This is a genomic window from Desulfofundulus thermocisternus DSM 10259 (assembly GCF_000686645.1).
GTDB classification, from domain to species: Bacteria; Bacillota; Desulfotomaculia; order Desulfotomaculales; family Desulfovirgulaceae; genus Desulfofundulus; species Desulfofundulus australicus.
On the sequence record NZ_JMLG01000007.1, the window covers coordinates 97275 to 119934 of the forward strand.

Genomic DNA, 22660 nt, shown 5'->3' on the forward strand with positions numbered 1-22660 from the left:
AACACAGCCAACAGCCTGCGCATTACGAGTGCGCAGGTTTTACCAGCGGGTGTAAACAACCCGCTCCTCGGTAACCAGAATGTGCACCGGGCAATCGTAGGGCCCGGTTAAAATGTGCGGGCGAATCTGCAGCTCAAAAGCCAGGGCCAGCCAGAGGGTATCCGGCCTGGTGCGGGGCAGAAAGCGGTCGTAAAAGCCTCCCCCGTAGCCCAGCCGGTTGCCTTGGAGATCAAAGGCTACCCCCGGTACGATTACCAGATCCAGTTCTTCCGGTTCCAGGGGTCGCAGGCACTCAGGACGCGGTTCCAGAATACCCCACGTTCCCGGCGCCAGGTCCCCGGGAAAATCCAGCAGCAGAGACGGCACCAGGCGTTTACTGGCTACGTCAGTCAAAGGCACAGCCACCCTTTTGCCCCGGGCCATGGATTCCATGATCAGGGCGCCGGTCTGCACCTCGTTGCGGAAGTCAACATAGGCCATGAGAGTCCGGGCCCTTTGAAACTCCTCCAGGGACAGCACGCGGCGCAAAATCCGCCCGCTTTTTTCGGCTATTTCTTCCGGAGAAAGGCTGTCCCGTGCTTTTAAGACATCCTTTCTTAATTCGCTTTTATTCACCGGAAATCCTCCAGATGTCAGATTTCAATAAAAATTTTAAATTAGCTCATGAAAAAACAATTCGCCGGCAATGAAAAAGTTCCTCCCAGGTTGCCTTTACCTGGCCATTAATGAGCCGGCGATTCCACTGGCTTCCTTTATAAAAGAAACGAACTCTTTTACCACAGATGTGTGGGACCTGTTTTTTTTATAAATTAGATAAAAGTTTCGAAGCAAGGAAAATCCCTTAATCCTCACAGGTACAAGCGTACATAGTTTTAATTCCTTTTGAACCGCCCACATGGAAATGATACTGGCTCCAAAACCAGCTTCTACAGCTTTTTTTACTGCTTCGGTACTCCCCAGTTCCATAACAACGTTTAATGCAGACAATTCCACCCCCGCTTCCCTCAACCGCTCTTCGGTAACTTTCCTTGTACCCGACCCCTGTTCCCGCAACACCAGGGGAAGCGCAATGAATTCATCCAGCGAGATAGACTTTTTTCCAGCTAAAGGGTGGCCGGCCGGAAGTACCACTATCAACTCGTCCTGTAAAAAAGGGCTGGCAGCCAGTTCCTGATCGTCTACATGACTCTCCACCAGTCCCAAATCCAGGATGTGTTTTGATACCCGTTTCGCAATTTGCTCTGTATTGGTTACCTGTAGAAACACTTTTACCTGTGGATACTGATTTTTAAAACGGCCAATTACCTGGGGAATTACATACTCACCCAGAGTAAAACTTGCTCCAATGGACAGTGTACCCCTCATACATCCTGTAAGGGCAGAGAGTTCTTTCTCTGCTTCATCTACCAGGGACAAGATCTTCTCTACATAGCTATACAGGATACGGCCGGCCTCTGTTAGATTCACCTGGTGGGTGTTGCGCTCAAATAACCGTGTGCCGAAGTGATCTTCCAGGGATTTAATTTGCATACTGATGGCCGGCTGGGAAATAAACAGGACCTGTGCAGCCTTTGAAAAGCTCTTTTTATCAGCTACTATCTTGAAAATATATAACTGGTGAAAGTTCATGGCGATTGCTACCTACCCTTAACAACCAGAACGGGGATCTCTGATGCTTCAACCACTGCTCCTGCAACGCTCCCCAATGCTATTCTTTTAATTCCCGTTAAGCCGGTATCCCCCACAACAATTAAGTCGGCCTCTTCTTTTTCAGCAGTATCTACAATCTGTTTAACAGGATTGCCCCTTAAAAGAAGCTGCTTAACATCTAAACAGTATGCCTTACCGTACCTCTGAACAAGCTCCAGGCCAGCCAGCCCATAACGGATCCTTTTACTCTTTTTTGCCAGGTATTCCCACTGATCTTCCGGAACAACGGCCTCTTCACCGTCGGAGTCTACAAACACTGCAGTTATTTTTGCACCGTGACACCTGGCTAAAGCTACGGCATATTTAGTTGCTTCAACAGCCGGAGCCGAACCATCCACCGCTAGAATAATCCTGTTAATGGAAATACTTGCTACTTCCAGTTGATATCCTCTTAAAAGTTGCTCGGCCAGCCCGCTAACCATTTTAACACCTCCAAAGCCTAAAAATGAACAATGCGAACAGCAGCAAATCCAGCAATCGAAATGACCAGGGATCCGAGCAAACCGACGAAAAATGATTTTAAGCCCATACGTTTGAACATTACAATATCAACGTTAAGTCCCATACCCGCCATGGCCATAATCAAAAAAAGATTGCTAATCTGCAGGATTAAAGAAGCAAGCTCATCTGGTATTAAACCAGTGGTTCTAAGGCAACTCATCCCGAGAAAACCCAGAAGAAACCAGGGAAATGATAAGCTACGCCACCCGCTAATTTGTTCTTTCTCCCCATTTTTCAAATTAAACCAGAGGCTGATTCCCAGGGTAACGGGAACCAGCAGGGCCACCCGGCCGAGTTTGGTTAAAAGGGCCATGTTAGCCGCAGAGCTTCCTGCCGGCTGGGTTGCAGCTATCACGTGTGCTATTTCATGTAAGGTTGCTCCTGCAAAAACGCCGTAAGAACTTGCATCAAGACCCCAAAACGGCTGTAATAAGACATATAAAACACTACCAATGGTCCCTAAAACGGCAACACTTGCCACTGATACAACTGTCTCATCCTGGCTGGCCTTAACCGTTGGCGCAACGGCAGCTACAGCAGCAGCTCCACAAACACCCGTTCCTACCGCTGTTAGTAAAGCCAACCGTTCCTCTACAGCAAATAATCGTCCCAGAAAACAAATAATAACAATGGCCGATAAAATAACCGCAGCATCGAGAAGAATAATTTTGGGACCTGTAGCAACTATGGCATCGAGGTTGAGTCGAACACCCATTAAAATGATACCATAACGCAAAAGTCTCTTACTGGCGAAATTTATCCCTACATTAGCATGTTTATGGATCCCCATAACGCCCCGCCAGCAAATACCAATTAAAATTGCAATAACCATAGGTCCGGATACAGAAAAAAAAGGTAGTGTGGCAATATTATGAGCAAGAATCCCCACTACTATGGTTAAAATGAGCCCTTGAATGCCACCGTGAAAAAAAGCTTTGCGCTGAATAATTTCAACCCTCACTTACGACCATCTCCCCTTGTCGTTTTTTTTAAAGTTTACCACTGGAAAGGATAATAAGGGAAATACCGGTTAATAATAACCCTTATAAAGTAATATTTATAAGCAAACGGGGCAAGAATGGCCATTCAGGTCCACTGAGTTAAATATCTCCCGTTAAAATCTAAGAGCACACATTCTTACGATGTGTGCTCCAGTGAAAATCCTCCAGCTTCTGTATCTTAAAATGACAATCCTGGCAAAGTTCATTTTCCACTTCTTAACGGTATTCCGCTGTGACTTCCTTCCCCTTTTTCCTGAGCAAACGGATTAATTGTTCGATGGTCCGGTGCTTGTAGGCGCAATCTCCGGCCGGATTGACGGCCAGCCCCACGATAAAATGGATCACGTCCGCCCAAAGCAGGGTGGCCGCCAGCCGGCTGGCGCCGTCCCGGGCCTTTTGCAAATCCTCCGGGAGCAACTCCTGGCGCAGGTGTTCCAGGGCGTAAAGCACGGTCAGGGTACCCTCGGTAACCAGGTCAATGCCGGCAATGAAGCCTACCGGTGGCACCCGGTCGCTGCGGGTGGAAAGGTCCACCTCTATTTCCCTGCCCAGAACGCGGGCCACAATGCTGGCCGTGGTACCCCCGCAGACCACCTTCATCCCGGGTGAGCGCACCAGTTTTTCCACCACCAGGGCATCAAGGGACCGATCCGCAGGAGGGCCAATCAACACCGTCACCTGCCGGGGGCAAAGGGCTCTTACCACCACCACACTGGCATCGTCGCCGGGTCGCCCGGCATAAAGCTGACGGCATCGCTCGATTAATTCTCTGGCCCAAACAGCGGCGTCCAGGTTTTTGGCGGCCAGTTCTAAAAGAAAGCCGCGTACCCCTTGCCAGCCCCAGCCCTGGCTCAGAACGCCCCCGATACCTGCGTGCACCACCCCGTCGCTGATCAGCACCAGCCAGTCCCCTTCCTGGAGTTCGAAAAAAGCTTCCGAAACATCTTTATCATTGATAATCCGGCGATTCCGGCTGACTTCCTTCAGTTGTTCCCCGTGGCCGAGAAAAGCTTCAGGGTTATCATATTCCACTAAATAAGCCCGGCCGCTGGCCATAACCTGCAGGATGGAAAAGGTGCTGTAGGCCAGCTTACGTACCCTGCAGGTGGGTAGGGTCTGGGCCAGGGTTTCAATGACCTCCTCGATTTCTCCCCCCATGCGCAGCATGGTGGCTGCCGTTTTGGTGGTTAAAGAGGAGAGAATATTGGCCTTCACCCCACTGCCCAGGCCATCGGAGAGGACCACGATGGTGGAAGAGCGGGTTCGAACCACCTCAATGCTGTCGCCGCAGAGCTCTTCCCCGGCCTTACTTAGCTGAGCCCTCCCAATGTCAAGGGAAATTTTCATGAAAACTCGCCGCTGAAGTACCCCCGATTTTATTCGAGGGAAGAGAGCGGCTCACCCCCCTTATCTACAGCCACTACTCCTGCATCAGGCGGATTAACTGGCTGAGCAAAACCTTGGTCTCCGCCGTGGTTTCCCCCAGCAGGCCGGCAATTTCCTGGGCCACCTTCATTTGCTTGTTAATGACCTCCTGAGCCCGCTTGATGGTCTGGGCCTTCATTTGCCTTAACTCTTCCTGCTGGCGCTTCTCGTGGGTAATGTCCACCAGGATGCCCACCACAACCTCCCCTTTTTCCAGGGGAAAGATCACTTCCCGGATGATCCGGTCGTGTTCATCATAGGTATGCAAAACGTTCAGGGATTCCCCTGTGGCCAGCACCCGGCGGAAATTGGTGGCATCGATCAGTTGATCCAGCTTCCGGCCGGTAATTTCTTTCCCCTGCCAGCCAAACATCTCCCGGACCGCCGGGTTGGCCTCCAGGATCTCCAGGTTCCGGTTCACAATAATGCAGCCGTTGGGCATGGCACCGATCACCAGGTTGGACATGGATTCCGCCCGGCGCCGCATATAGGGAATACACATCTGCACCTCGGCCATCCCCCAGTACACCGCCGCAGCCTTTTCCCGGCAGGAGTTATAGCCGCAGGCACCGCAGTTCAATTCGTCCTCGGGACTGTACTTGCCCGTCTGGGCCAGTATTCGCCTGATAGCTTCTTCAGGCGGGTCGGGCCGGTGAATCCTGCGTTCCCGGTAATGGCGCCGGAGAAAGTCAAGGGACAGGAAACGGGTCTCCCCTTCACCCCCCGGAAGTGGTGTGGAGGATCTGGTTCGGAAGTATTCAATAATTCTCCGGCGGCGTATGAAGATATCCCCGGCAGCTTCCACAAGGGGGCCCGCAATGCACCCGCCGCTGCAGGCCAGCAATTCCATGAAGGCCGGAGGGTTTTCAATCTGCCCCCGCTGCAGCTGGGAAAGGAAATCAATACAATTGTTCAGCCCGGAAATGGCCACCACCCGGGTATCCAGCATATCGGTGCTCATGGACAAGGTGTGCAGCTGGCCGCCTTCCACGGGAAATAGAACGGCCTTATGGGGATGGGGGGGATCAAATTCCGCCGGGGAAAATCGGTCGGGGGAAAACCCTTTTTCTTCAAGCCACTGCACAAGCTCGTCAAAGCCCAGCACTTCGTCAACGGCAGAGGGAAACTGCCTGGCTTCATCCTTCTTGGCGATACAGGGCCCGATGAAAACCACCCGGGCCTGCGGGTGGTTTTGTTTAATCCACTGCCCGTGGGCAACCATGGGGGATACCAGGGGGGCGAGCCGGGGAATTAACTCCGGGTAGTATTTTTCCACCAGGTTCACCACCACCGGGCAGGCTGTCGAAATGTACGATGTGCCTCCGGGCAATTGCTTTTGCGCCCGGCAGACCAGTTCCGCCCCCCAGGAAGTTTGCTGTACCAGGGTAAAGCCCAGGGCCTTGAGCATGGCGGGAAGGACAGGGACATACCCGGAGGGCAGCACCGCAGCAAAGGAGGGGGCCACGCTGGCCGCCACCGGCTCGCCACTGGCCAGCAACTCCTTAACCCGATCCAGGCTTGAGGATACCTTCTTGGCCCCCTGGGGGCAGGTTAAAACACAGCGCCCGCAGAGGATACAAAGGTCTTCCACAATGCGGGCACGCAATTTATCGTTTTCCGCCTCGATGCGGATGGCCTTCACCGGACAGGAACGGATGCAGCGATAACAATCCCGGCAGCGGTCGGCCACGGTGGTAATGGGAAAGGTTGCTCGCTCACCCACTGAAAGCGCCCCCCTTGAAAATAGTTGAATTCTACGATAAAGGACGGGGTTCCTGCCCCGTCCTAAACCACCCAGGGTGGCTCGGCCTTGATGGCAATCCTGGTCTTAAAGATTTCTTCGGCGTTATCCAGGGTTACGTTGGTAATGATTTCATCGTTGACTTTAATGCTCACACCCCGGTCGCAGTGTTCCAGGCAGAAGGTTCCCTTCAGCTGCACGTAATCGGCGATACCCATCTGCCGGGCCAGGGCCATGAACTTGTTTAAAATATCATAGGAACCCTTGAGGTAACAATTGGTGCCCACGCAGACCGCCACTTCCACCGGGCGCTCATCCCGGCGGCCGTTCAACTCTACGGGTTTGCCGCTGATGCGACGCCGCGGGTAGTAGCGGGTATGCAGGGCCTGATGGGTGTTGGCGTTGGCCGGGCCGCCGAACCACCGTTCCAGAGCCCTGGTGACAAATATGTTATCCTGTGGCCTGTGCAGCTGTTCCGCCCGGTCCAGGGAATAAAGGCCTTTCATCCGCCCCAGCCGTGAAGCGGTATTGTTCGGGTAAGGCTGGCCACCGCCGCCCAGGCAGCCGCCGGGACAGGCCATCACCTCCACAGCATGATAGAAAACTTCCCCCGCTTTGATGCGACCGATCAGTTTTTCCGCATTGGCCAGGCCGTTTACCACCGCCAGCTTGAGGGTTTGCCCGCCTATTTCCAGCTCGGCTTCTTTTATTCCCTGGATACCCCGTACCGGGTAAAAATCCACCCGGCCCACATCGCCGGCTGACCGGTGGGCGGTAATAAAGCGTACCACCGACTCCATAACCCCACCCGAAGCACCGTATATGACCGCCGCCCCGGAACCCATGCCCAGGGGATTATCAAACATTTCCGGTTCCAGCTCGTTGAAAACGATACCCGCTTCCCTGATCATCCGGGCCAGTTCCATGGTGGTGAGGACGAAATCCACGTCGGGAACCCCTCCGGTGGTAAACTCGGGCCGCCTGGCTTCAAATTTTTTAGCTGTACAGGGCATCACCGATACGCAGACCACCTGTTCCGGGGTCCTTCCCATCTCCCGGGCATAAAATTTTTTGACCAGGGAACCGAACATTTGCTGGGGCGACCGGCAGGTGGACAGGTTATCCAGGAGGTCGGCGTGGAACTGCTCGGCATATTTTACCCAGGCCGGACAGCAGGAGGTGAACAGGGGCAGCCTGCCCCCCTTTTCCAGCCGGCCCAGCAGCTCCATCCCTTCCTCAATGGTGGTCATATCGGCGGTAAACAGGGTATCAAAGACACGGTCAAAGCCTATTTTCCGCAGGGCGGCTACCAGCTGCCCGGTGGCCTTTTCCCCGGGTAAAAGGCCGAATTCCTCGCCGATGGCCACCCTGACTGCTGGAGCCACCTGCACCACCACCAGCTTTTCCGGATCATGGATGGCATCCCAAACCCTATCCACTTCCGGCTTTACGGTCAGGGCCCCGGTAGGACATACGGCCACGCACTGGCCGCAGTTAACACAGGCCACCTCCTGCAGGGGCTTGCCAAAGGCGGTGGTTACCCGGGTTTTGGAGCCCCGGAAGGCAAAGTCCCAGATCCCCAGGCCCTGGATTTCCTTGCACATGCGCACGCAGTCGCCACAGAGGATACATTTATTGGGGTTCTTGACTATAGCTGGAGAAGTATCGTCCACCGGTAACTTCTTATCCCTTTGCCCGAAGCGTACCTCCGTAATCCCCATCTGGCGGGCCAGCTGCTGCAGTTTACAGCTGCCGCTGCGCTCGCAGCTGGTACACTCCCGGTCGTGATTGGCCAGGAGCAGTTCAATGATCATGCGGCGCAGCCGCCGGGTGCGGGGAGTGCTGGTGTGAATAACCATGCCGTCAACGGGAGGCGTTGAGCAGGAGGCCACCAGCCCGCGGCCTTCCACTTCCACCATGCACATGCGGCAGGCCCCGTAAACGCTCAGTTCCGAATGGTAGCAAAAGGTGGGCAGTTTGATACCGGCCCGGCGTACCACCTCCAGGATGTTCCTGGCATCACCTATTTCCACCACACGACCATCAACGGTAACTTTCCCCGTGGACATAACCGCCGACACTTCCTTTCTTTGTTTAATATCAGGCAGTGTAAACAGCGCCGAACTTGCATTTCTCCATGCAGGTACCGCACTTGATGCATTTAACCGGGTCAATGACGTGGGGCTGTTTCTTTTCGCCGCTGATAGCTTCTACGGGACAATTCCTGGCACATAATCCGCAGCCCCTGCATTTTTCCCGGTCAATAAAGTAACTGAGCAATTCCTTGCAAACTCCCGCCGGGCATTTCTTGTCCCGGACATGGGCTTCGTACTCATCGCGGAAGTAGCGCAGGGTAGTGAGCACAGGATTGGGAGCAGTCTTACCCAGGCCGCAGAGGGCACCGTCCTTGACCACCAGGGCCAGCTCTTCCAGAAGGTGCAGGTCATCCTCCGTGGCCTTGCCCCTGGTGATTTTGGTCAGAAGCTCCAGCATCCTCCTGGTACCTTCCCGGCAGGGAACACATTTACCGCAGGACTCGTTTTGCACGAAGGTCATGAAAAACCTGGCCACTTCCACCATACAGCTGTCCTGACCGATGACCACCATACCGCCGGAGCCAATCATCGCCCCCACCTGCTGGAGGGAATCGAAATCCAGGGGCAGGTCCAGGTGCTGCTCCGTCAGGCAGCCTCCCGATGGTCCTCCGATCTGCACCGCCTTGAACTTTTTGCCTTCCCGCAGCCCGCCGCCGATGGAAAACACTACCTCCCGCAGGGTTATGCCCATGGGCACCTCCACCAGACCGGTGTGGGCCACCTGACCGGCCAGGGCAAAGGTCTTGGTTCCCGGACTGCCGGGAGTGCCGTACTGCTTGAACCATCCTGCTCCCCGGGAGATAATGGGGGCCACGTTGGCCAGGGTTTCCACGTTATTGATGACGGTCGGGCACCCCCAGAGACCGCTCTGAGCGGGAAAGGGAGGACGTGGCCGGGGCATGCCGCGCTGGCCCTCGATGGAGGCAATGAGAGCTGTTTCCTCGCCACAGACAAAGGCACCGGCACCTTCTTTAATGTGGATACGGAAAGAAAAGCCGCTGCCCAGAATATTGTCGCCCAAAAGACCGGCAGCCTCCGCATCGGCCACGGCTTTCTTCAGCCGTTTAACTGCCAGGGGGTATTCCGCCCGTACATATATATAGCCCTCGTCGGCACCAATGGCATAACCCGCTATCATCATCCCTTCCAGTACCCGGTGAGGTGCCCCTTCCATCACACTGCGGTCCATAAAGGCCCCGGGGTCACCTTCGTCGCCGTTGCAGATAACATATTTTTTCTCCCCCGCGGCTGAACGGGCAAAAGCCCATTTCCGGCCGGTGGGGAAACCTGCTCCACCGCGACCGCGCAGGCCGGACTCCAGTATTTCCGTAATCACCTTTTCGGGAGTCATCTCAAACAGGGCCTTTTCCAGGGCCCGGTAGCCGCCGTGGGCAATATAATCATTAATATCCTCCGGATTTACCAGGCCGCACAATTCCAGGGCTATGCGCACCTGGTTCTGGTAGAAGGGTATATCTTCCTCCCTGGCCACCACCTGACCGGTAACCGGATGGTGGTAAAGCAGCCTTTCCACCGGCCGGTTGTGCAGGATGTGTTCTTCGACAATCTCAGGAACGTCTTCTTTCCTGACTTTTAAATAAAGGACCCCTTGCGGTTCAAAGCGTACCAGGGGACCCATCTGGCAGAAGCCGTGGCAGCCGCTGATATTCAAAGCGGTTCCGGCGTCCTCTTCTTCCCGAACCAGCTCCACTTTATAAGGCAATTCCCTCCTGGCCAGTTCTTCCCGGAAGGCCTCGTATACCCCCAGGGAGCCGTTGGCCACACAACCCGTGCCGGCACAGACCAGGATACGTAATCTTTCTTTTTCCAGGGCTTTCCCGGCCCGTTCTGCAAGTGCCTGCAAATCCTGTCTTGATTTAAGCATGGGCTTCCCTCCGTTCTTCCTTGCTTTCCCCCGACTTAATGGCCCGCAAAACCTGTAATATACCTTCGGGCGTCATCTGGCCATGCACTTCCCGGTCATTAATGGTCACCACGGGGGCCAGCCCGCAGGCCCCCAGGCAGGAAACCGTCTCTACTGTAAACTGCAGGTCGGCGGTTGTCTGCTCACCCTCCGCGAGCCCCAGTTCCCTGCGCAGGGCAAAGTGGATCGGTTCCGAACCCCGCACGTGACAGGCCGTACCGTTACAAACCCGGATAACATACTTACCCTTGGGAACCAGGGAAAACTGGGCATAAAAAGTAGCCACGCCGTAGACCACCGCCGGTGGAATTTTTAAGGCCGTAGCCACGCAGGTCAGCACCTCTTCGGGCAGGTAGCGGTATTCCTGCTGCACTTCCTGCAGGATGGCAATTAAATGGGATACCTCACCACCATGACGGGCAATAATTTCCTGTAACTTTTCAAACTTTCTGCCCGTTCCCTCCATACATACCCCTCCCACTCTTCAAAAGCTTTAGATTTTACTGATTCAAATTTTAATGATTTTTCCGCCTATAACAATGAAAGCTAAATAAACAACATAAAACACATAAGACTCTTAAAAAAAGAAAAAAACCCCGTGGCGGGGTTTAATTACAGATGCGCTGCAGAACTGGAACCTGCTGGGCGGCAGTCGTCCCGTTTGTCAACAGTCTGATGACAGGATCTATCAGGAACTGAACAGGTTGACCAGGGAATATATTTTTAACGGCCTGCCCACGGTGCCATATCTTAAATCAACCTTAACATAACCGATCTGCTCCAGGTAATCCATATAACGTCTTACAGTTACCCGGGAAAGCCCCACCCCGGTGGCTATTTCTTCCGAAGAAACACCCGTTTCATTATGTTCTTCCAGGTAGGAGAGCACCTGCTTTAAGGTTGCCTTATTTAGACCTTTGGGAAAATCCGGCCATAATTCCTGATCGCTATTATCCTCCCCGGAAGGAACCGGCTGGTTTCCCGGCAACATACCGGGAGAACCGGGTGTGGATGATGTTCCCGCTGCCTCCTGCCTGGCGGCAAGCTGCAGAACCAGCGGCTGGATAACCTCCAGAATTTCCCTCATGACCCGGATTAACTCATTTATTTGCCCGGCACAGGGCGGGACAACCTCCCCTGTTAAAGGCCTGCCCGCTTCCCCTGCTTCGTTGTTCTCCCGAACCTGACCCTGCCGCAGGTATAGCCACAGGCCGGCCCCACCAAGCAAAAAGAACAGGCCCCCGAAAGCCAGGTTAAGCCCCAAGGCATACTGGAAAAGCCTGTTGACCTGGCCGAAGTTACCGGACATCAACACAAAAAAGAAAATAAGCAGGTTATAAAGGGTAGCCAGGACGGCTCCGGCAGCAGCCAGCAGGATAAAGAAAAAAAGCAGGTTATTTACTGGCCAGCGCATTATCTCTGCCACACTCCCGCTGCTGGGAAAAGGTTTTTGCATATGCCAGTACAGGCATGTTACCTCTACAAAAAAATTCTCCGGTACGCTCAAACTTCCTGCCCGCACCGGCATTAGCCCCAATGCCAGATTTTTACCGCCATTTCAGATTCCACCCCCCGGCGATACCCCTGGTGGCGGGTGGCGCTGGCTTACCACGGCATACATATAAAAAGCCTGCCCCAGTGGTAGCAGGCTCGGCCTGTAGACAAAATACTTCCGGGATGTGCCCTGGATTTACCCGTCGCTCGCGGTCGTTGCGCTGGCCGGGCCTTGAGGCCCGGCTCCATCACCGGCAAAAACCTTTTATAAGGCATATACCTCCTCACCGCTCAGGATGCGGATGCCCTTCGCCTGCAGGGCGGCAATGGCCTCGTCCAGCTGTTCCACCCGGAACACCACCAGAGCGGCCTTTGAAGCCTTCTGTAAAAAGGCATACAGGTACTCGATGTTCAGGTTTGCCTCTTGAAGTACGGCCAGCACCCCGGCCAGCCCACCCGGCTCATCCAGCACTTCTACAGCAATGACATCGGTGGCGCTGACGGTAAAACCTGCTTCCCTGAGCACCCGGTAGGCCCGGTCCGGATCGTTAACGATGAGGCGCAAAATACCAAAGTCCGTAGTATCGGCAATGGCCAGGGCGCGGATATTGATACCGTTATCGCCAAGTACCCTGGTCACCTGGGCCAGGCGGCCCGACTTATTTTCCAAAAAAATGGAGATCTGCTTAACCTTCACGGGTATCCTCCTCTCTCAGATCTGCCGCCGGTCGACCACCCGCTTCGCCTTACCCTCACTTCTCGGGATGGTATTGGGCTCCACGAGCTTGACCCTGGCGGAAATACCCAGTACGCTTTCAATCCGCTCCCGCAGCCGGTATTCCAGGTCTTCCAGTTTACGCACCGTGTCGCTGAACATATGTTCCGCCACTTCCACCCAGATCTCCAGGCTGTCCAGGTTCTCCTTGCGGTCCACCACCAGCAGGTAATGGGGTTCGGTTTCGCCGAATTCCAGGAGCACGCTTTCCACCTGGGAGGGGAATACATTGACACCGCGAATGATGAGCATGTCGTCACTCCGACCGGTGATCCGCTTTATCCGTACATGGGTGCGGCCGCAGGAACAGGGCTCCGGATCGATGCGCGTAATATCCCGGGTGCGGTACCGGATGAGGGGGAAGGCTTCCTTGGTAATGGTGGTAATAACCAGTTCCCCCTGTTCCCCGGGAGGCAGCACTTCACCTGTTGCCGGATCTATAATTTCTGGTATGAAATGATCTTCCCAGATATGCATGCCCTGTTTTGCAGCGCATTCCATGGCCACACCCGGCCCCATTATTTCCGACAGGCCGTAAATATCCAGGGCCATGAGATCCAGTTTTTCCTCCAGTTGCTGGCGCATACGCTCCGACCAGGGCTCGGCCCCGAAAACTCCGGCCTTCAAGGGAAGCTTTTTAAAATCAAGCCCCATTTTTTGCCCTTCCTCGGCCATGTACAGGGCGTAGGACGGTGTGCAGGTAAGAATGGTAGTGCCAAAATCCTGCATGAGCATCAGCTGCCGCCGGGTATTGCCGCCGGAAACGGGGACCACCGTTGCTCCCAGACGCTCAACACCAAAATGCAGGCCCAATCCCCCGGTAAATAAACCGTAGCCGTAAGCGTTCTGCACAACATCAAATCTGGTAGCCCCGGCACAGGTGAGGGAGCGGGCAATCAGCTCCGCCCAGGTATTGATATCGTTCTGGGTATACCCCACCACGGTAGGCTTGCCCGTGGTACCCGAAGAAGCGTGCACGCGGACCACATCGCTCATGGGCACGGCAAACAGACCGAAGGGATAATTATCCCTTAAGTCCTGCTTGGTGGTGAAGGGCAATCTCCTCAGGTCTTCCAGTGTACGGATGGAAGAAGGTTTTATCCCCGCTTCTATAAATCTCTGGCGGTAAAAGGGAACGTTACGGTAAACACGTTCAATGGTCAGCTTCAAGCGCTCCAGCTGCAAAATCCGGAGCTGCTCACGGGACATGGTTTCATACTCACGATCCCAGTACACAGGCTCACTGCTCCTTTTTTAAGAAACTGATTTTCTTTTTTACAAACTGATTATCTAGAATAAAAAGATTCCTTAAAACCCACCAATAATGATAATTCAACAACCGGCCCGCTGCATCCTGCCGGGGGAAAATTTTTTGCTCCTGCACATAACCCATATTAGCCTTTTAAAAATAAATGACAGGATTTCCAGACAAAAATAAATCTGTTTCGGAAATTTGAGACACTGATCGACCCACAATTTCACCCACAGGGAGACCCTTTGACTGGCCGGTTATAAACAAACTTATTCACATTATCCACAGGCCGTAATCCACAGGATAATGTTTCACCCGGCTGAAAAATTGCTGGAACAGGCCTGCACAGTATGGCTTCATGCCTTGATTTTCAAGGCTTCGCGCTTTTCAGCTTCATTTTTTGCGCCGGCCATAGCGTTTGGCAAATACTTAATTTTTTGTGGATAACCTCGAACAATCCACAGGCAGGAATGAAAAAATTCCGGTAAGATTCCTTCGACAAAGTTTTTTAGGGCGCTACCAGTGGAAGACCGGGCACGGCATTGAGGGTAAGGGGGGCCAGGTCTCCCCGCAGGAACTTGTAATAGGCTGCGCACCCGATCATCGCCGCATTATCAGTACAAAGTACAGGCGGGGGATAAAATACCTCCCGGCCCTCCCGGCGGGCCCGGGAAACCAGGGCAGACCTCAAACGGCCGTTGGCGGCCACACCCCCGGCCAGGATGATGGCAGGACAGTCGTAAGTGCGGGCAGCCTGCAGGGTTTTATCCACCAGCACGTCCACCACTGCTTTCTGAAAACTCGCGGCTACATCGGCCAGGTTCACTTTCTCCCCCTTTTGACGGAGGCGGTTGAGGTACTGCAGCACCGCCGTTTTTAAACCGCTGAAAGAAAAATCAAACCCCTCCAGGTGCGCTCTCGGGAAATCAATAGCCTCCTCGTTTCCCTCCCTGGCCAGGCGTTCAATGGCCGGCCCGCCGGGGTAACCCAGTTCCAGCACCCTGGCCACTTTATCAAAGGCTTCCCCGGCGGCATCATCCCGGGTGCTGCCCAGCAGTTGATAATCACCATGATGTCGAATCAAAACCAGGTCCGTATGGCCTCCACTTACCACCAGGCAGATGAGGGGAAAGGGTAAATCGGGCCGGACCAGAAAATTGGCATAAATATGCCCTTCAAGATGATTTACGGCAATCAGAGGAATTTCCAGGGCAAAGGCTATGGCTTTGGCCGCAGCCACCCCCACCAGGAGAGCTCCAACCAGACCGGGGCCCTGGGTTACCGCCACCCCATCCAGATCATCGAATTTCAACCCCGCCTGCGCCAGCGCCTCCTGAATAACATGGTTGATCAGCTCCAGGTGCTTGCGGGAGGCCACTTCAGGGACAACACCCCCAAATTTCCTGTGCAAATCCACCTGGGAGGAAATGATGTTAGAAAGCACTTCCAGGCCATCCACCACCACGGCGGCGGATGTTTCATCGCAAGAAGTTTCAATGGCCAGAATTTTGATGCTCATCCCACTCCCTCTCTTCCGATCAAAATAATATTATTAATAATACCACATAAAAGACCCCGGCATACGGCCGGGGCTTACACCACCGGAGGAATATTGATGGGGTGCCCTGTACGGTTGTTAACCTGCAATATACATCACGGGCAGGGAATAGACGGTAAAGTTAAACTCCAGCGCCTGGCCTCAGTCCTGCAGCAGTATAATCCCGATGCCGTTGCCCTCCAGGAAGTGGACCGCCACCTGCCCCGCAGCCACCTCCGCCACCAGGCCAGGGTACTGGCCAGGTACCTGAGCATGCACTTTGCATTTGCCCCTACCATCAACTGGCTGGGCATCTGCCAGTACGGTATGGCCGTTTTAAGCCGTTACCCCATTTCCAGGCACCAGTATCACCCTCTGCCGGCAGGCACTGAACCCCGCGGGCTGCAGGTTACCAGAATCAGCCTCAGGGAAGAAGGCTTCCTCCTGCTCAATACCCACCTGGGGCTGGACTACCGGGAAAGGGAAATACAAATAAAAGGAATAAGGAAAATATTACGCTTACTGAACGGACCGGTGGTTCTGGCAGGCGATATGAATACGGAAAAGCTTGCCATTCCCGAACTACCCGTAACCCCGGTACCCGCCCTGCCCACTTTTCCCTCCTACCGTCCCCGGTTCGCGCTGGATCGCATTTTTGCCTCCTGCCACTGGCAGGTTGTCCATGCCATGACTCTTCCCACCACAGCCTCCGACCATCTACCACTCCTGGTGGAACTGGTACTGGAGAGTTAGCCTGTGAGGGGTTCTCCCAGTTCCGCCATTAAATCCCGGAATACCCGCCCGGCACTATCATGGATCACCAGCTCGGCCTGTTCGTCCAGTGGGGTAGGCTCCCGGTTGATAATTACCACCCGGCGGGCAAACTGCGGTAGCCCCGCCGCCGGGTAAACCTGCAGGCTGCTTCCCACAACCAGTAATAACTGGCAGCCGGAGAGAGCCTTGATGGCTTTAAAAAAGTCTTCGCTCATTCTGTCCTCAAAGAGGACCACGTCAGGCCGCAAAACCCCTCTGCAGGAATCGCAAACAGGCGGATTTTGCCCCCTTTCAAACTGCTCCACCAGGTAAGAAAAGGGGTAACTTCGCTCACAATTCATGCAGTGACAGGTGCGCAGGTGGCCGTGAATCTCCCAAACCCGTTTTGAGCCAGCCCGCTGATGCAAACCATCAATATTCTGGGTTATCACCCCCACCAGGTACCCCAGTTCCTCCAGGCGGGCTATTGCCCGGTGGGCGTCGTTGGGTTCCACACCGCTAAAAGCCGACCACCGGGAGAGATTAATTTTATAAAAAGCGGCCGGATCCCGTTTTAAAGCACTTAAACTGGCGGTTTTTATAGGATCATACTTCGTCCATAACCCCGTTCCCGGACTGCGAAAATCGGGAATCCCGCTTTCTGTACTTACCCCCGCTCCCGTCAGGGCAAAATTGCGGTTATTGCGGCGTAAGAGCTCCGCCAGGGTGCGGATTTTTTCCTCGTAAGTCATAGAAACAAAAGCTCACCCCCAGTAGTTAGATAATTTAGATAAATTCTTTTTTAATAACCACCCTTTTTCGTTATTGAAGCAAGTCACGTTAACACCAATATTCCGCACGGCCCTGTTTATTCCGCTGCCACCTGCCTGCCGCAATAGCTGCAGAACTTACCGCCTGCCGGAAGCTCAATCTTGCACTGGGGACAAACCAGGGGCCTGGGTTGCAGGCGGTCGATTTGCTCCTGGATGGTTAGCATATCGGTTTCAATTTTCCGGGTGCTCTCACAAAGATGTTCAATATCTTCATCAAGGTTGGCTTCACCTTTAAAACGGCGGTAAACCAGTTCCCCAAGGCTTAAAAAATTATTCTCCAGCTCCTTTTCCAGCCGCGACAGTTCAAATTTCAACCGGGTAGCCTCAATAAATTCGCCTGACCGCCTGGTTACCTCCCTGGCCTTATCGCTGAGTCCTTTAGCCGTTTCACCTATCCTTTGAAAGATTTCCATACAAATCCCCCTTTTTAATTTTTTGATAATACAACTTCGACAACCGTTATAAAATTCCTGGTAAAAAGTTCTTGTTTATTTAAATAAACAAATTTAAATAAACAAATAACCCGCATAACCGTTGCGGGTTAGTTGTTCTCGCCCACAGCATCCAGGTGGACATACAGTGCCCTTTCGTTCTCATCAAACCGGGCCTCATACTTTCCACGGGGACTAATATTAAAGTGTTTAAAAAAGCCCTTGCCGAATACCTTCGTCTTTTTAATCTGCATACCCCCTTCTTCCATCGCCCGTATTCTGATTACGCGTGCTTCGCGATCGTAAGCCAGTTCCACATGTTGTGCACCTAATTTTTCCCTGGCCACATTATTTAGTACTATAGAACTTTTAGAAAATGAAACCATAGGTGCTTTTTCAGCCCTCTCACCACGTGGCTTATAAACTTCAAAGGGCATATATCACATCTCCTTTTTCTTTTTTTGAAGGTATTATAATCTATAGTATCCACGGTAGTCAAATGTTAACTTTAAAATTTCGTTTATACTACTTATATAGATACGTTTATCAAACAAGTTTATTCCCTGGTACCTGCAGTATACTCCCAATTAAGTGGTAGAGTTTTAGTTTTTTTATTTCAAGACCATAAAATGAAATAAATATGCAGATCTTAACGACAATAAAATGTGAATATTTTTAATATAACTATTTCGCCTGCCGGGATTGAATATATTAACAGTTTTACCTATAATGAAAGCAAGGAACAACTGAACGGTCACAATCAAGGAATAAACGGTCGATTTTCAGCCTTGAATGGCAACCCGGGAGGTGGGGCCGATGGTCAGTCTGGTACAGTTAAGCCCTGTGGAACTGGAAACCCCTAAAGGCCTGGTTATCTTTGAAGGCCCGGTAACTGACAGCTACCTCGACAGCCTTTCTATGAATAAGGGTCTTACCAATTTCCGCCCGCCGGACCGCCAGAAAGAAGCCCTGAAGATAATAACCAATCTACCTGACGGCATGATCTTCATAGCCCGCCATGAAAACGAAATTATCGGCTATGTTACCTTCCACCATCCTGATGATTTCAGCCGCTGGTCCAAACACCCACGGGTGCTGGAAATGGGAGGCATTGAAGTCAGCCCGGAATGGCGCGGCTGCAGGGTAGCGGAAAATCTCTTGAAGCTGGCCTATTCTCATCCGGCGGTGGAGAACTTTATTGTAATCACTACAGAATATTGCTGGCACTGGGATACCAGGAACACGGGCCTGGATATCTGGGCTTACCAGAAGATGCTCACCAGGTTATTTGGTAAAGTTGGCCTGGAAAAGGTTACCACCGATGACCCCGACATCCTGGAACACCCCGCCAACGTACTCATGGCCAGAAAGGGTAAAAACGTGAGCAGGGAAGACATCATGTTGTTCGAACAGATGCGCTTCCTTAGAAGGTACAGAAAAGTGGCCAACATGGAGTAAGGCTACCGGCAGAACAGCCGGTTTTTTTTATTGCCCATGCAGGTTTTTTAAATTTTTTTGCTACAGTACGGCCCGGCGGGTCAGAATAGCTCATCCCCAAAATTTTAACGGGAAAAAGAAGGATTAAATTTATAAGAAAACGAATATTTAAACGTATGGTGGTCATACCATCAGACTTTTTATCCCGGGGAGGAACACCAATGTCCATCGCGCAGGCCATCGAGGCTTTACGTCGGGAACTGGGTGACGAAAATGTGATCACCGCAGTTGAAGATCTATTCTGCTATTCCTATGACGCCACGGCCGATCTGCCGGAACAAAGACCGGACGTGGTGGTTACACCGGAAAACGTGGATCAGGTAGTTAAGGTGGTCAAGATAGCCCGCCAGTTTCGCCTGCCCATTTACCCCCGCGGTTCGGGAACAAATTTAAGCGGCGGTACGGTACCTGTCAACGGGGGAATTGTGCTCAGCACCTTAAAAATGAACCGCATCCTGGAAATAGATCCTTCTAACCTGACGGCTACCGTACAGCCCGGTGTAATCATCCAGGATTTAAACAACGCCGCAGTTCAATATGGTTTAATCTATCCACCCGATCCGGGCACGGTGGCTACTGCCACCATGGGGGGAAGCGTGGCCGAGTGCTCAGGAGGGCTGAGGGGCCTCAAGTATGGAGTTACCAGGCATTACGTGATGGGGTTGGAGGTAGTTCTGGCCAGCGGTGAGGTTGTCCGTTACGGCGGCAAAACGGTTAAAAATGTTACCGGCTATGACCTGGTACGCTTATTTACCGGCTCGGAGGGAACCCTGGGCATTATTACGGAAATTATTGTCCGCCTGATTCCGGCACCCCAGGCCCGGGAAACTATGCTGGCCGGTTTCAATGACCTGGCCGGAGCCGGCAATGCCGTTGCCGGTATCATCGGCGCGAAAGTAATCCCGGCCACCCTGGAAATCATGGACCGGGTAACGGTAGAAACCGTGGAAAATTACGCCCGCGTCGGTTTGCCCACCGATGCAGCAGCCGTCCTGCTTATCGAAGTGGACGGGATTCCCGAAGTGGTCAAATCGGAGGCAGAAGCTGTCAGGCGCGTCGTCGTCCAAAACGGTGGTTGGATCAAAACAGCGGAAAACGATGAGGAACGGGAAAAGCTATGGAGTGCCCGCCGGGCCGCCCTGCCCGCCCTGGCCCGCCGCAAGCCGACTACCATCCTGGAAGACGCCACCGTTCCGAGAAGCAAAATCACGGATATGCTCCTGGCCCTGGAAGATATAGGAAGGCGTTACAACCTGGTTATCGGCACCTTTGGACATGCCGGTGATGGTAACCTGCACCCCACCATCCTTGCCGATGCCCGGGACGAAGAGGAAATGAAAAGGGTGCGCGGGGCTGTGGAGGAAATTTTCCGTACGGCTTTAAACCTGGGAGGAACCCTTTCCGGTGAACACGGAATTGGCATAGCCAAGAAAAAATTCCTTCCCTGGGAAGCAGGCAATGCCGGGATGCAGGTACTCAAGAAGATTAAACAGGCCCTGGATCCGGACAATCTCTTAAATCCGGGTAAAATAGTGGATCTCGAGGAGGACCGGGCATGAGCATTTTTAACGGGCTGGCCGCAGTAGAAGAAGAAATACTTAAATGCATGAAGTGTGGTAACTGCCAGGCAGTATGTCCCCTGTACAAGGAATCCCGGCAGGAACCGGCCGTAGCCCGGGGAAAGATCCGCCTGGCAGCCGCTGTCCTGGATGGCCGGCTGAAACCAGCGGAAACCCTGGCCCGGCGTTTTGATCTCTGCCTGACCTGCCTGGCCTGTGTGGCCACATGCCCCTCCGGCGTAAAGGTGGACCGGATTATCCTGGCTGCCCGTACGGCAATGGTCCGGGAAAAAGGGCTGCCCTTCATAAAGAAAACCGCATTTACCGGGCTCAGCCGCCCCCGCCTGTTTGATCTGGGGATAAAAACCGCCGCCCGCCTGCAGAGCGTGTTTTTTAAACGCCTTGAGCAGGAAAAGATGCAACCCCGCTTTCCCCTTGGCCTGGAACTGCGCCGTATCGTCCCTCCACTGGCATCTGTCCCTTTCCGGGACCGGGTAGCGGAAACGTATAAAGTCGAACGGCCCGTGGCCACAGTAGCCTTCTTTACCGGCTGTATGACCAATTACCTCTACCCCGAAATAGGACAGGCCACCCTGCGCGTCCTGAAAGCCCACGGGGTTAACGTAATTATACCCCGGATGCAGCACTGCTGCGGCGCACCCCTCCTGTATAACGGTGCCGCGGACATGGCCAGGGAAATGGCCAAATCACACGTGAACCTGTTCGGCAGCATACGGGCCGACGCTATCATCACCGTTTGCGGGACGTGCGGAGAAGCCTTCAAACACCTGTACCCCGAGCTGCTGGATACAACACCGGGTTATGGTAAAAAAGCACGGGAAGTGGCCGATAGAATCATGGATATAACCCGGTTCCTGTACAGGCTGCCCTTTAACCCGGAACTGTTCAGGGCGCCGGAATTGGCCGTCACCTACCACCAGCCCTGTCACCTGGGCCGCGGCCTGGGCGTGGTACAGGAGCCCCTCTCCATCATCCGGAGCATTCCCGGGATCAATTACCTGCCCCTGAAGGAACCGGACAGGTGCTGCGGCAACGCCGGCTCATTCAGCCTGACCCATTACGATTTGTCCTACCGGGTTCTCGCCCACAAGTTGAGGGATATCAAAAGCAGCGGCGCGCAAATGGTGATTACCGGTTGTCCGGCCTGCCGGATGCACCTGAACGACGGGTTGACCCAGGAGCAGATGCCCCAGAAAGCAGTGCATACCATCGAGTTTCTGGCCGGCATCCTTGCCGAAAGGTAAAACCGGGGAGCGGTTCAACTCCCCGGTTTTTTACCCGCTCAGTATTTCCTCACGGGCCTGCAATTTTTTCTGAAGGCGCCGCTTTAAAAACCGGCCGGCAACCAGCACCAGGAGGGTTATGGCAGCAGGTACAATTATCTCTACCGGAATATGCTCAACGTGCTCAAACAGCCGGTGCATTATCCTGTCTTCCACCAGCATTTTACCGGCCGTCCAGGCCAGAACACCGGAACCAGCATAAACTAAAATAGGGAACCTCTCCACCACCAGAGAAACCAGCTGGCTGCCCATAATAACCACAGGTATGCTCAAGGCAAGCCCAAAGGCAACCAGCGCAATACTCCCGTGAGCTGCAGCAGCCACGGCCAGCACATTGTCCAGGCTCATCAGTAAATCAGCCAGAATAATGGTTTTAATGGCGCCGGTATAGCTCACGGCAGCATCCACTTCCCCGGCTTCCTGCTGGGGCAGCAACAATTTCAGGGCTATCCAGGTTAATAAGAGCCCCCCGGCGGCCTGCAGGAAAGGAACCATTAACAGTACGGTGGCAATAGAAGTCAGGATAATGCGCAGGATAACCGCACCGGCAATACCCCAGAAGAACGCCACCCTTTTCTGAGCCGGTGGCAACCCCCGGCAGGCCAGGCCTATAACCAGGGCATTATCACCGGCAAGCAACAGATCAGCAATAACAATGGTTAATACTGAGAACAGGTTCTGGACATTCAACCAGTCCACTGAAACTGCAGCACCTCCTGTTTTCATAAGATAAATGATTGAGAGTTTTCCGGCCGGCAGGAAAAAAAGAAAACCTCCACCTTTACGGTGAAGGTCTCGCAAACGGCTTCAAAACCGCCCCGGCAGCG

General features: G+C 53.5%; 21 protein-coding genes. 4 read left to right on the forward strand and 17 right to left on the reverse strand.

Annotated features, from left to right (window positions below):
- Window positions 1-39 precede the first annotated feature (39 nt).
- The 13 genes from BR83_RS0107930 to tsaD form a co-directional block, all read right to left on the reverse strand.
- Entirely contained in the window at window positions 40-615 is a 576-nt protein-coding gene (locus tag BR83_RS0107930; RefSeq protein ID WP_027356640.1) for a 5-formyltetrahydrofolate cyclo-ligase, read from the reverse strand.
- Window positions 616-711: 96 nt separating this feature from the next.
- The gene (locus BR83_RS0107935; RefSeq protein WP_051618023.1) at window positions 712-1629 is read right to left on the reverse strand and encodes a selenium metabolism-associated LysR family transcriptional regulator; all 918 of its coding nucleotides are present in this window, start codon (window positions 1627-1629) and stop codon (window positions 712-714) included.
- An 8-nt stretch (window positions 1630-1637) separates the two neighbouring features.
- Window positions 1638-2132, reverse strand: coding sequence for a universal stress protein (locus tag BR83_RS0107940; RefSeq protein WP_084327100.1), 495 nt, complete (start codon window positions 2130-2132; stop codon window positions 1638-1640).
- Between the two features lie 17 nt (window positions 2133-2149).
- On the reverse strand, window positions 2150-3172 hold the full coding sequence (locus BR83_RS0107945; protein ID WP_027356643.1) for a YeiH family protein: 1023 nt from the start codon (window positions 3170-3172) through the stop codon (window positions 2150-2152).
- 256 nt (window positions 3173-3428) lie between these two features.
- Window positions 3429-4559: a SpoIIE family protein phosphatase gene (locus BR83_RS0107955; RefSeq protein WP_027356644.1), complete on the reverse strand. Its 1131-nt coding sequence runs from the start codon at window positions 4557-4559 to the stop codon at window positions 3429-3431.
- A 73-nt stretch (window positions 4560-4632) separates the two neighbouring features.
- Complete coding sequence (locus BR83_RS0107960) at window positions 4633-6360, reverse strand: [Fe-Fe] hydrogenase large subunit C-terminal domain-containing protein (protein ID WP_051618025.1); 1728 nt, start codon at window positions 6358-6360, stop codon at window positions 4633-4635.
- A 62-nt stretch (window positions 6361-6422) separates the two neighbouring features.
- Window positions 6423-8447 (reverse strand): [FeFe] hydrogenase, group A, encoded by a 2025-nt coding sequence (locus tag BR83_RS0107965; RefSeq protein ID WP_027356646.1) that lies wholly within the window; start codon window positions 8445-8447, stop codon window positions 6423-6425.
- A 31-nt stretch (window positions 8448-8478) separates the two neighbouring features.
- Complete coding sequence (nuoF, locus tag BR83_RS0107970; RefSeq protein WP_027356647.1) at window positions 8479-10359, reverse strand: NADH-quinone oxidoreductase subunit NuoF; 1881 nt, start codon at window positions 10357-10359, stop codon at window positions 8479-8481.
- Window positions 10352-10864, reverse strand: a complete 513-nt coding sequence (locus BR83_RS0107975) for an NADH-quinone oxidoreductase subunit NuoE family protein (protein WP_027356648.1) — start codon at window positions 10862-10864, stop codon at window positions 10352-10354. Before BR83_RS0107975 ends, nuoF begins: the two co-directional genes overlap by 8 nt.
- Window positions 10865-11086: 222 nt before the next feature.
- On the reverse strand, window positions 11087-11812 hold the full coding sequence (locus BR83_RS16390; protein WP_157832985.1) for an HTH domain-containing protein: 726 nt from the start codon (window positions 11810-11812) through the stop codon (window positions 11087-11089).
- A gap of 345 nt (window positions 11813-12157) precedes the next feature.
- On the reverse strand, window positions 12158-12589 hold the full coding sequence (locus BR83_RS0107985; protein WP_027356650.1) for an ACT domain-containing protein: 432 nt from the start codon (window positions 12587-12589) through the stop codon (window positions 12158-12160).
- Between the two features lie 15 nt (window positions 12590-12604).
- Window positions 12605-13903, reverse strand: a complete 1299-nt coding sequence (locus BR83_RS0107990; RefSeq protein ID WP_027356651.1) for a phenylacetate--CoA ligase family protein — start codon at window positions 13901-13903, stop codon at window positions 12605-12607.
- A 524-nt stretch (window positions 13904-14427) separates the two neighbouring features.
- Window positions 14428-15438, reverse strand: a complete 1011-nt coding sequence (tsaD, locus tag BR83_RS0108000) for a tRNA (adenosine(37)-N6)-threonylcarbamoyltransferase complex transferase subunit TsaD (protein WP_027356652.1) — start codon at window positions 15436-15438, stop codon at window positions 14428-14430.
- 96 nt (window positions 15439-15534) lie between these two features.
- On the opposite strand from tsaD, the gene BR83_RS0108005 reads away from it, so the two are divergent.
- Window positions 15535-16209 (forward strand): endonuclease/exonuclease/phosphatase family protein, encoded by a 675-nt coding sequence (locus BR83_RS0108005; protein ID WP_034634744.1) that lies wholly within the window; start codon window positions 15535-15537, stop codon window positions 16207-16209.
- Here the strand turns inward: BR83_RS0108005 and BR83_RS0108010 are convergent.
- The 3 genes from BR83_RS0108010 to BR83_RS0108025 form a co-directional block, all read right to left on the reverse strand.
- On the reverse strand, window positions 16206-16961 hold the full coding sequence (locus BR83_RS0108010; protein WP_027356654.1) for an SIR2 family NAD-dependent protein deacylase: 756 nt from the start codon (window positions 16959-16961) through the stop codon (window positions 16206-16208). The genes BR83_RS0108005 and BR83_RS0108010 overlap by 4 nt on opposite strands.
- 116 nt (window positions 16962-17077) lie before the next feature.
- The gene (locus BR83_RS0108015; RefSeq protein ID WP_027356655.1) at window positions 17078-17455 is read right to left on the reverse strand and encodes a zinc ribbon domain-containing protein; all 378 of its coding nucleotides are present in this window, start codon (window positions 17453-17455) and stop codon (window positions 17078-17080) included.
- Window positions 17456-17583: 128 nt separating this feature from the next.
- Window positions 17584-17910 carry a hypothetical protein gene (locus BR83_RS0108025; protein ID WP_027356656.1) on the reverse strand — a complete coding sequence of 109 codons (327 nt, stop codon included), beginning with the start codon at window positions 17908-17910 and terminating at the stop codon, window positions 17584-17586.
- 379 nt (window positions 17911-18289) lie between these two features.
- On the opposite strand from BR83_RS0108025, the gene BR83_RS0108030 reads away from it, so the two are divergent.
- The 3 genes from BR83_RS0108030 to BR83_RS0108040 all read left to right on the forward strand — a co-directional run bounded on the left by BR83_RS0108030 (window position 18290) and on the right by BR83_RS0108040 (window position 21794).
- The gene (locus BR83_RS0108030; RefSeq protein WP_027356657.1) at window positions 18290-18931 is read left to right on the forward strand and encodes a GNAT family N-acetyltransferase; all 642 of its coding nucleotides are present in this window, start codon (window positions 18290-18292) and stop codon (window positions 18929-18931) included.
- Between the two features lie 200 nt (window positions 18932-19131).
- Window positions 19132-20529: an FAD-binding oxidoreductase gene (locus BR83_RS0108035; protein WP_027356658.1), complete on the forward strand. Its 1398-nt coding sequence runs from the start codon at window positions 19132-19134 to the stop codon at window positions 20527-20529.
- Window positions 20526-21794: a (Fe-S)-binding protein gene (locus BR83_RS0108040; RefSeq protein ID WP_027356659.1), complete on the forward strand. Its 1269-nt coding sequence runs from the start codon at window positions 20526-20528 to the stop codon at window positions 21792-21794. The genes BR83_RS0108035 and BR83_RS0108040 overlap by 4 nt, the downstream gene beginning before the upstream one ends.
- Window positions 21795-21824: 30 nt before the next feature.
- Here the strand turns inward: BR83_RS0108040 and BR83_RS0108045 are convergent, their stop codons facing one another.
- Entirely contained in the window at window positions 21825-22532 is a 708-nt protein-coding gene (locus BR83_RS0108045; protein ID WP_027356660.1) for a TerC family protein, read from the reverse strand.
- Window positions 22533-22660 lie beyond the last annotated feature (128 nt).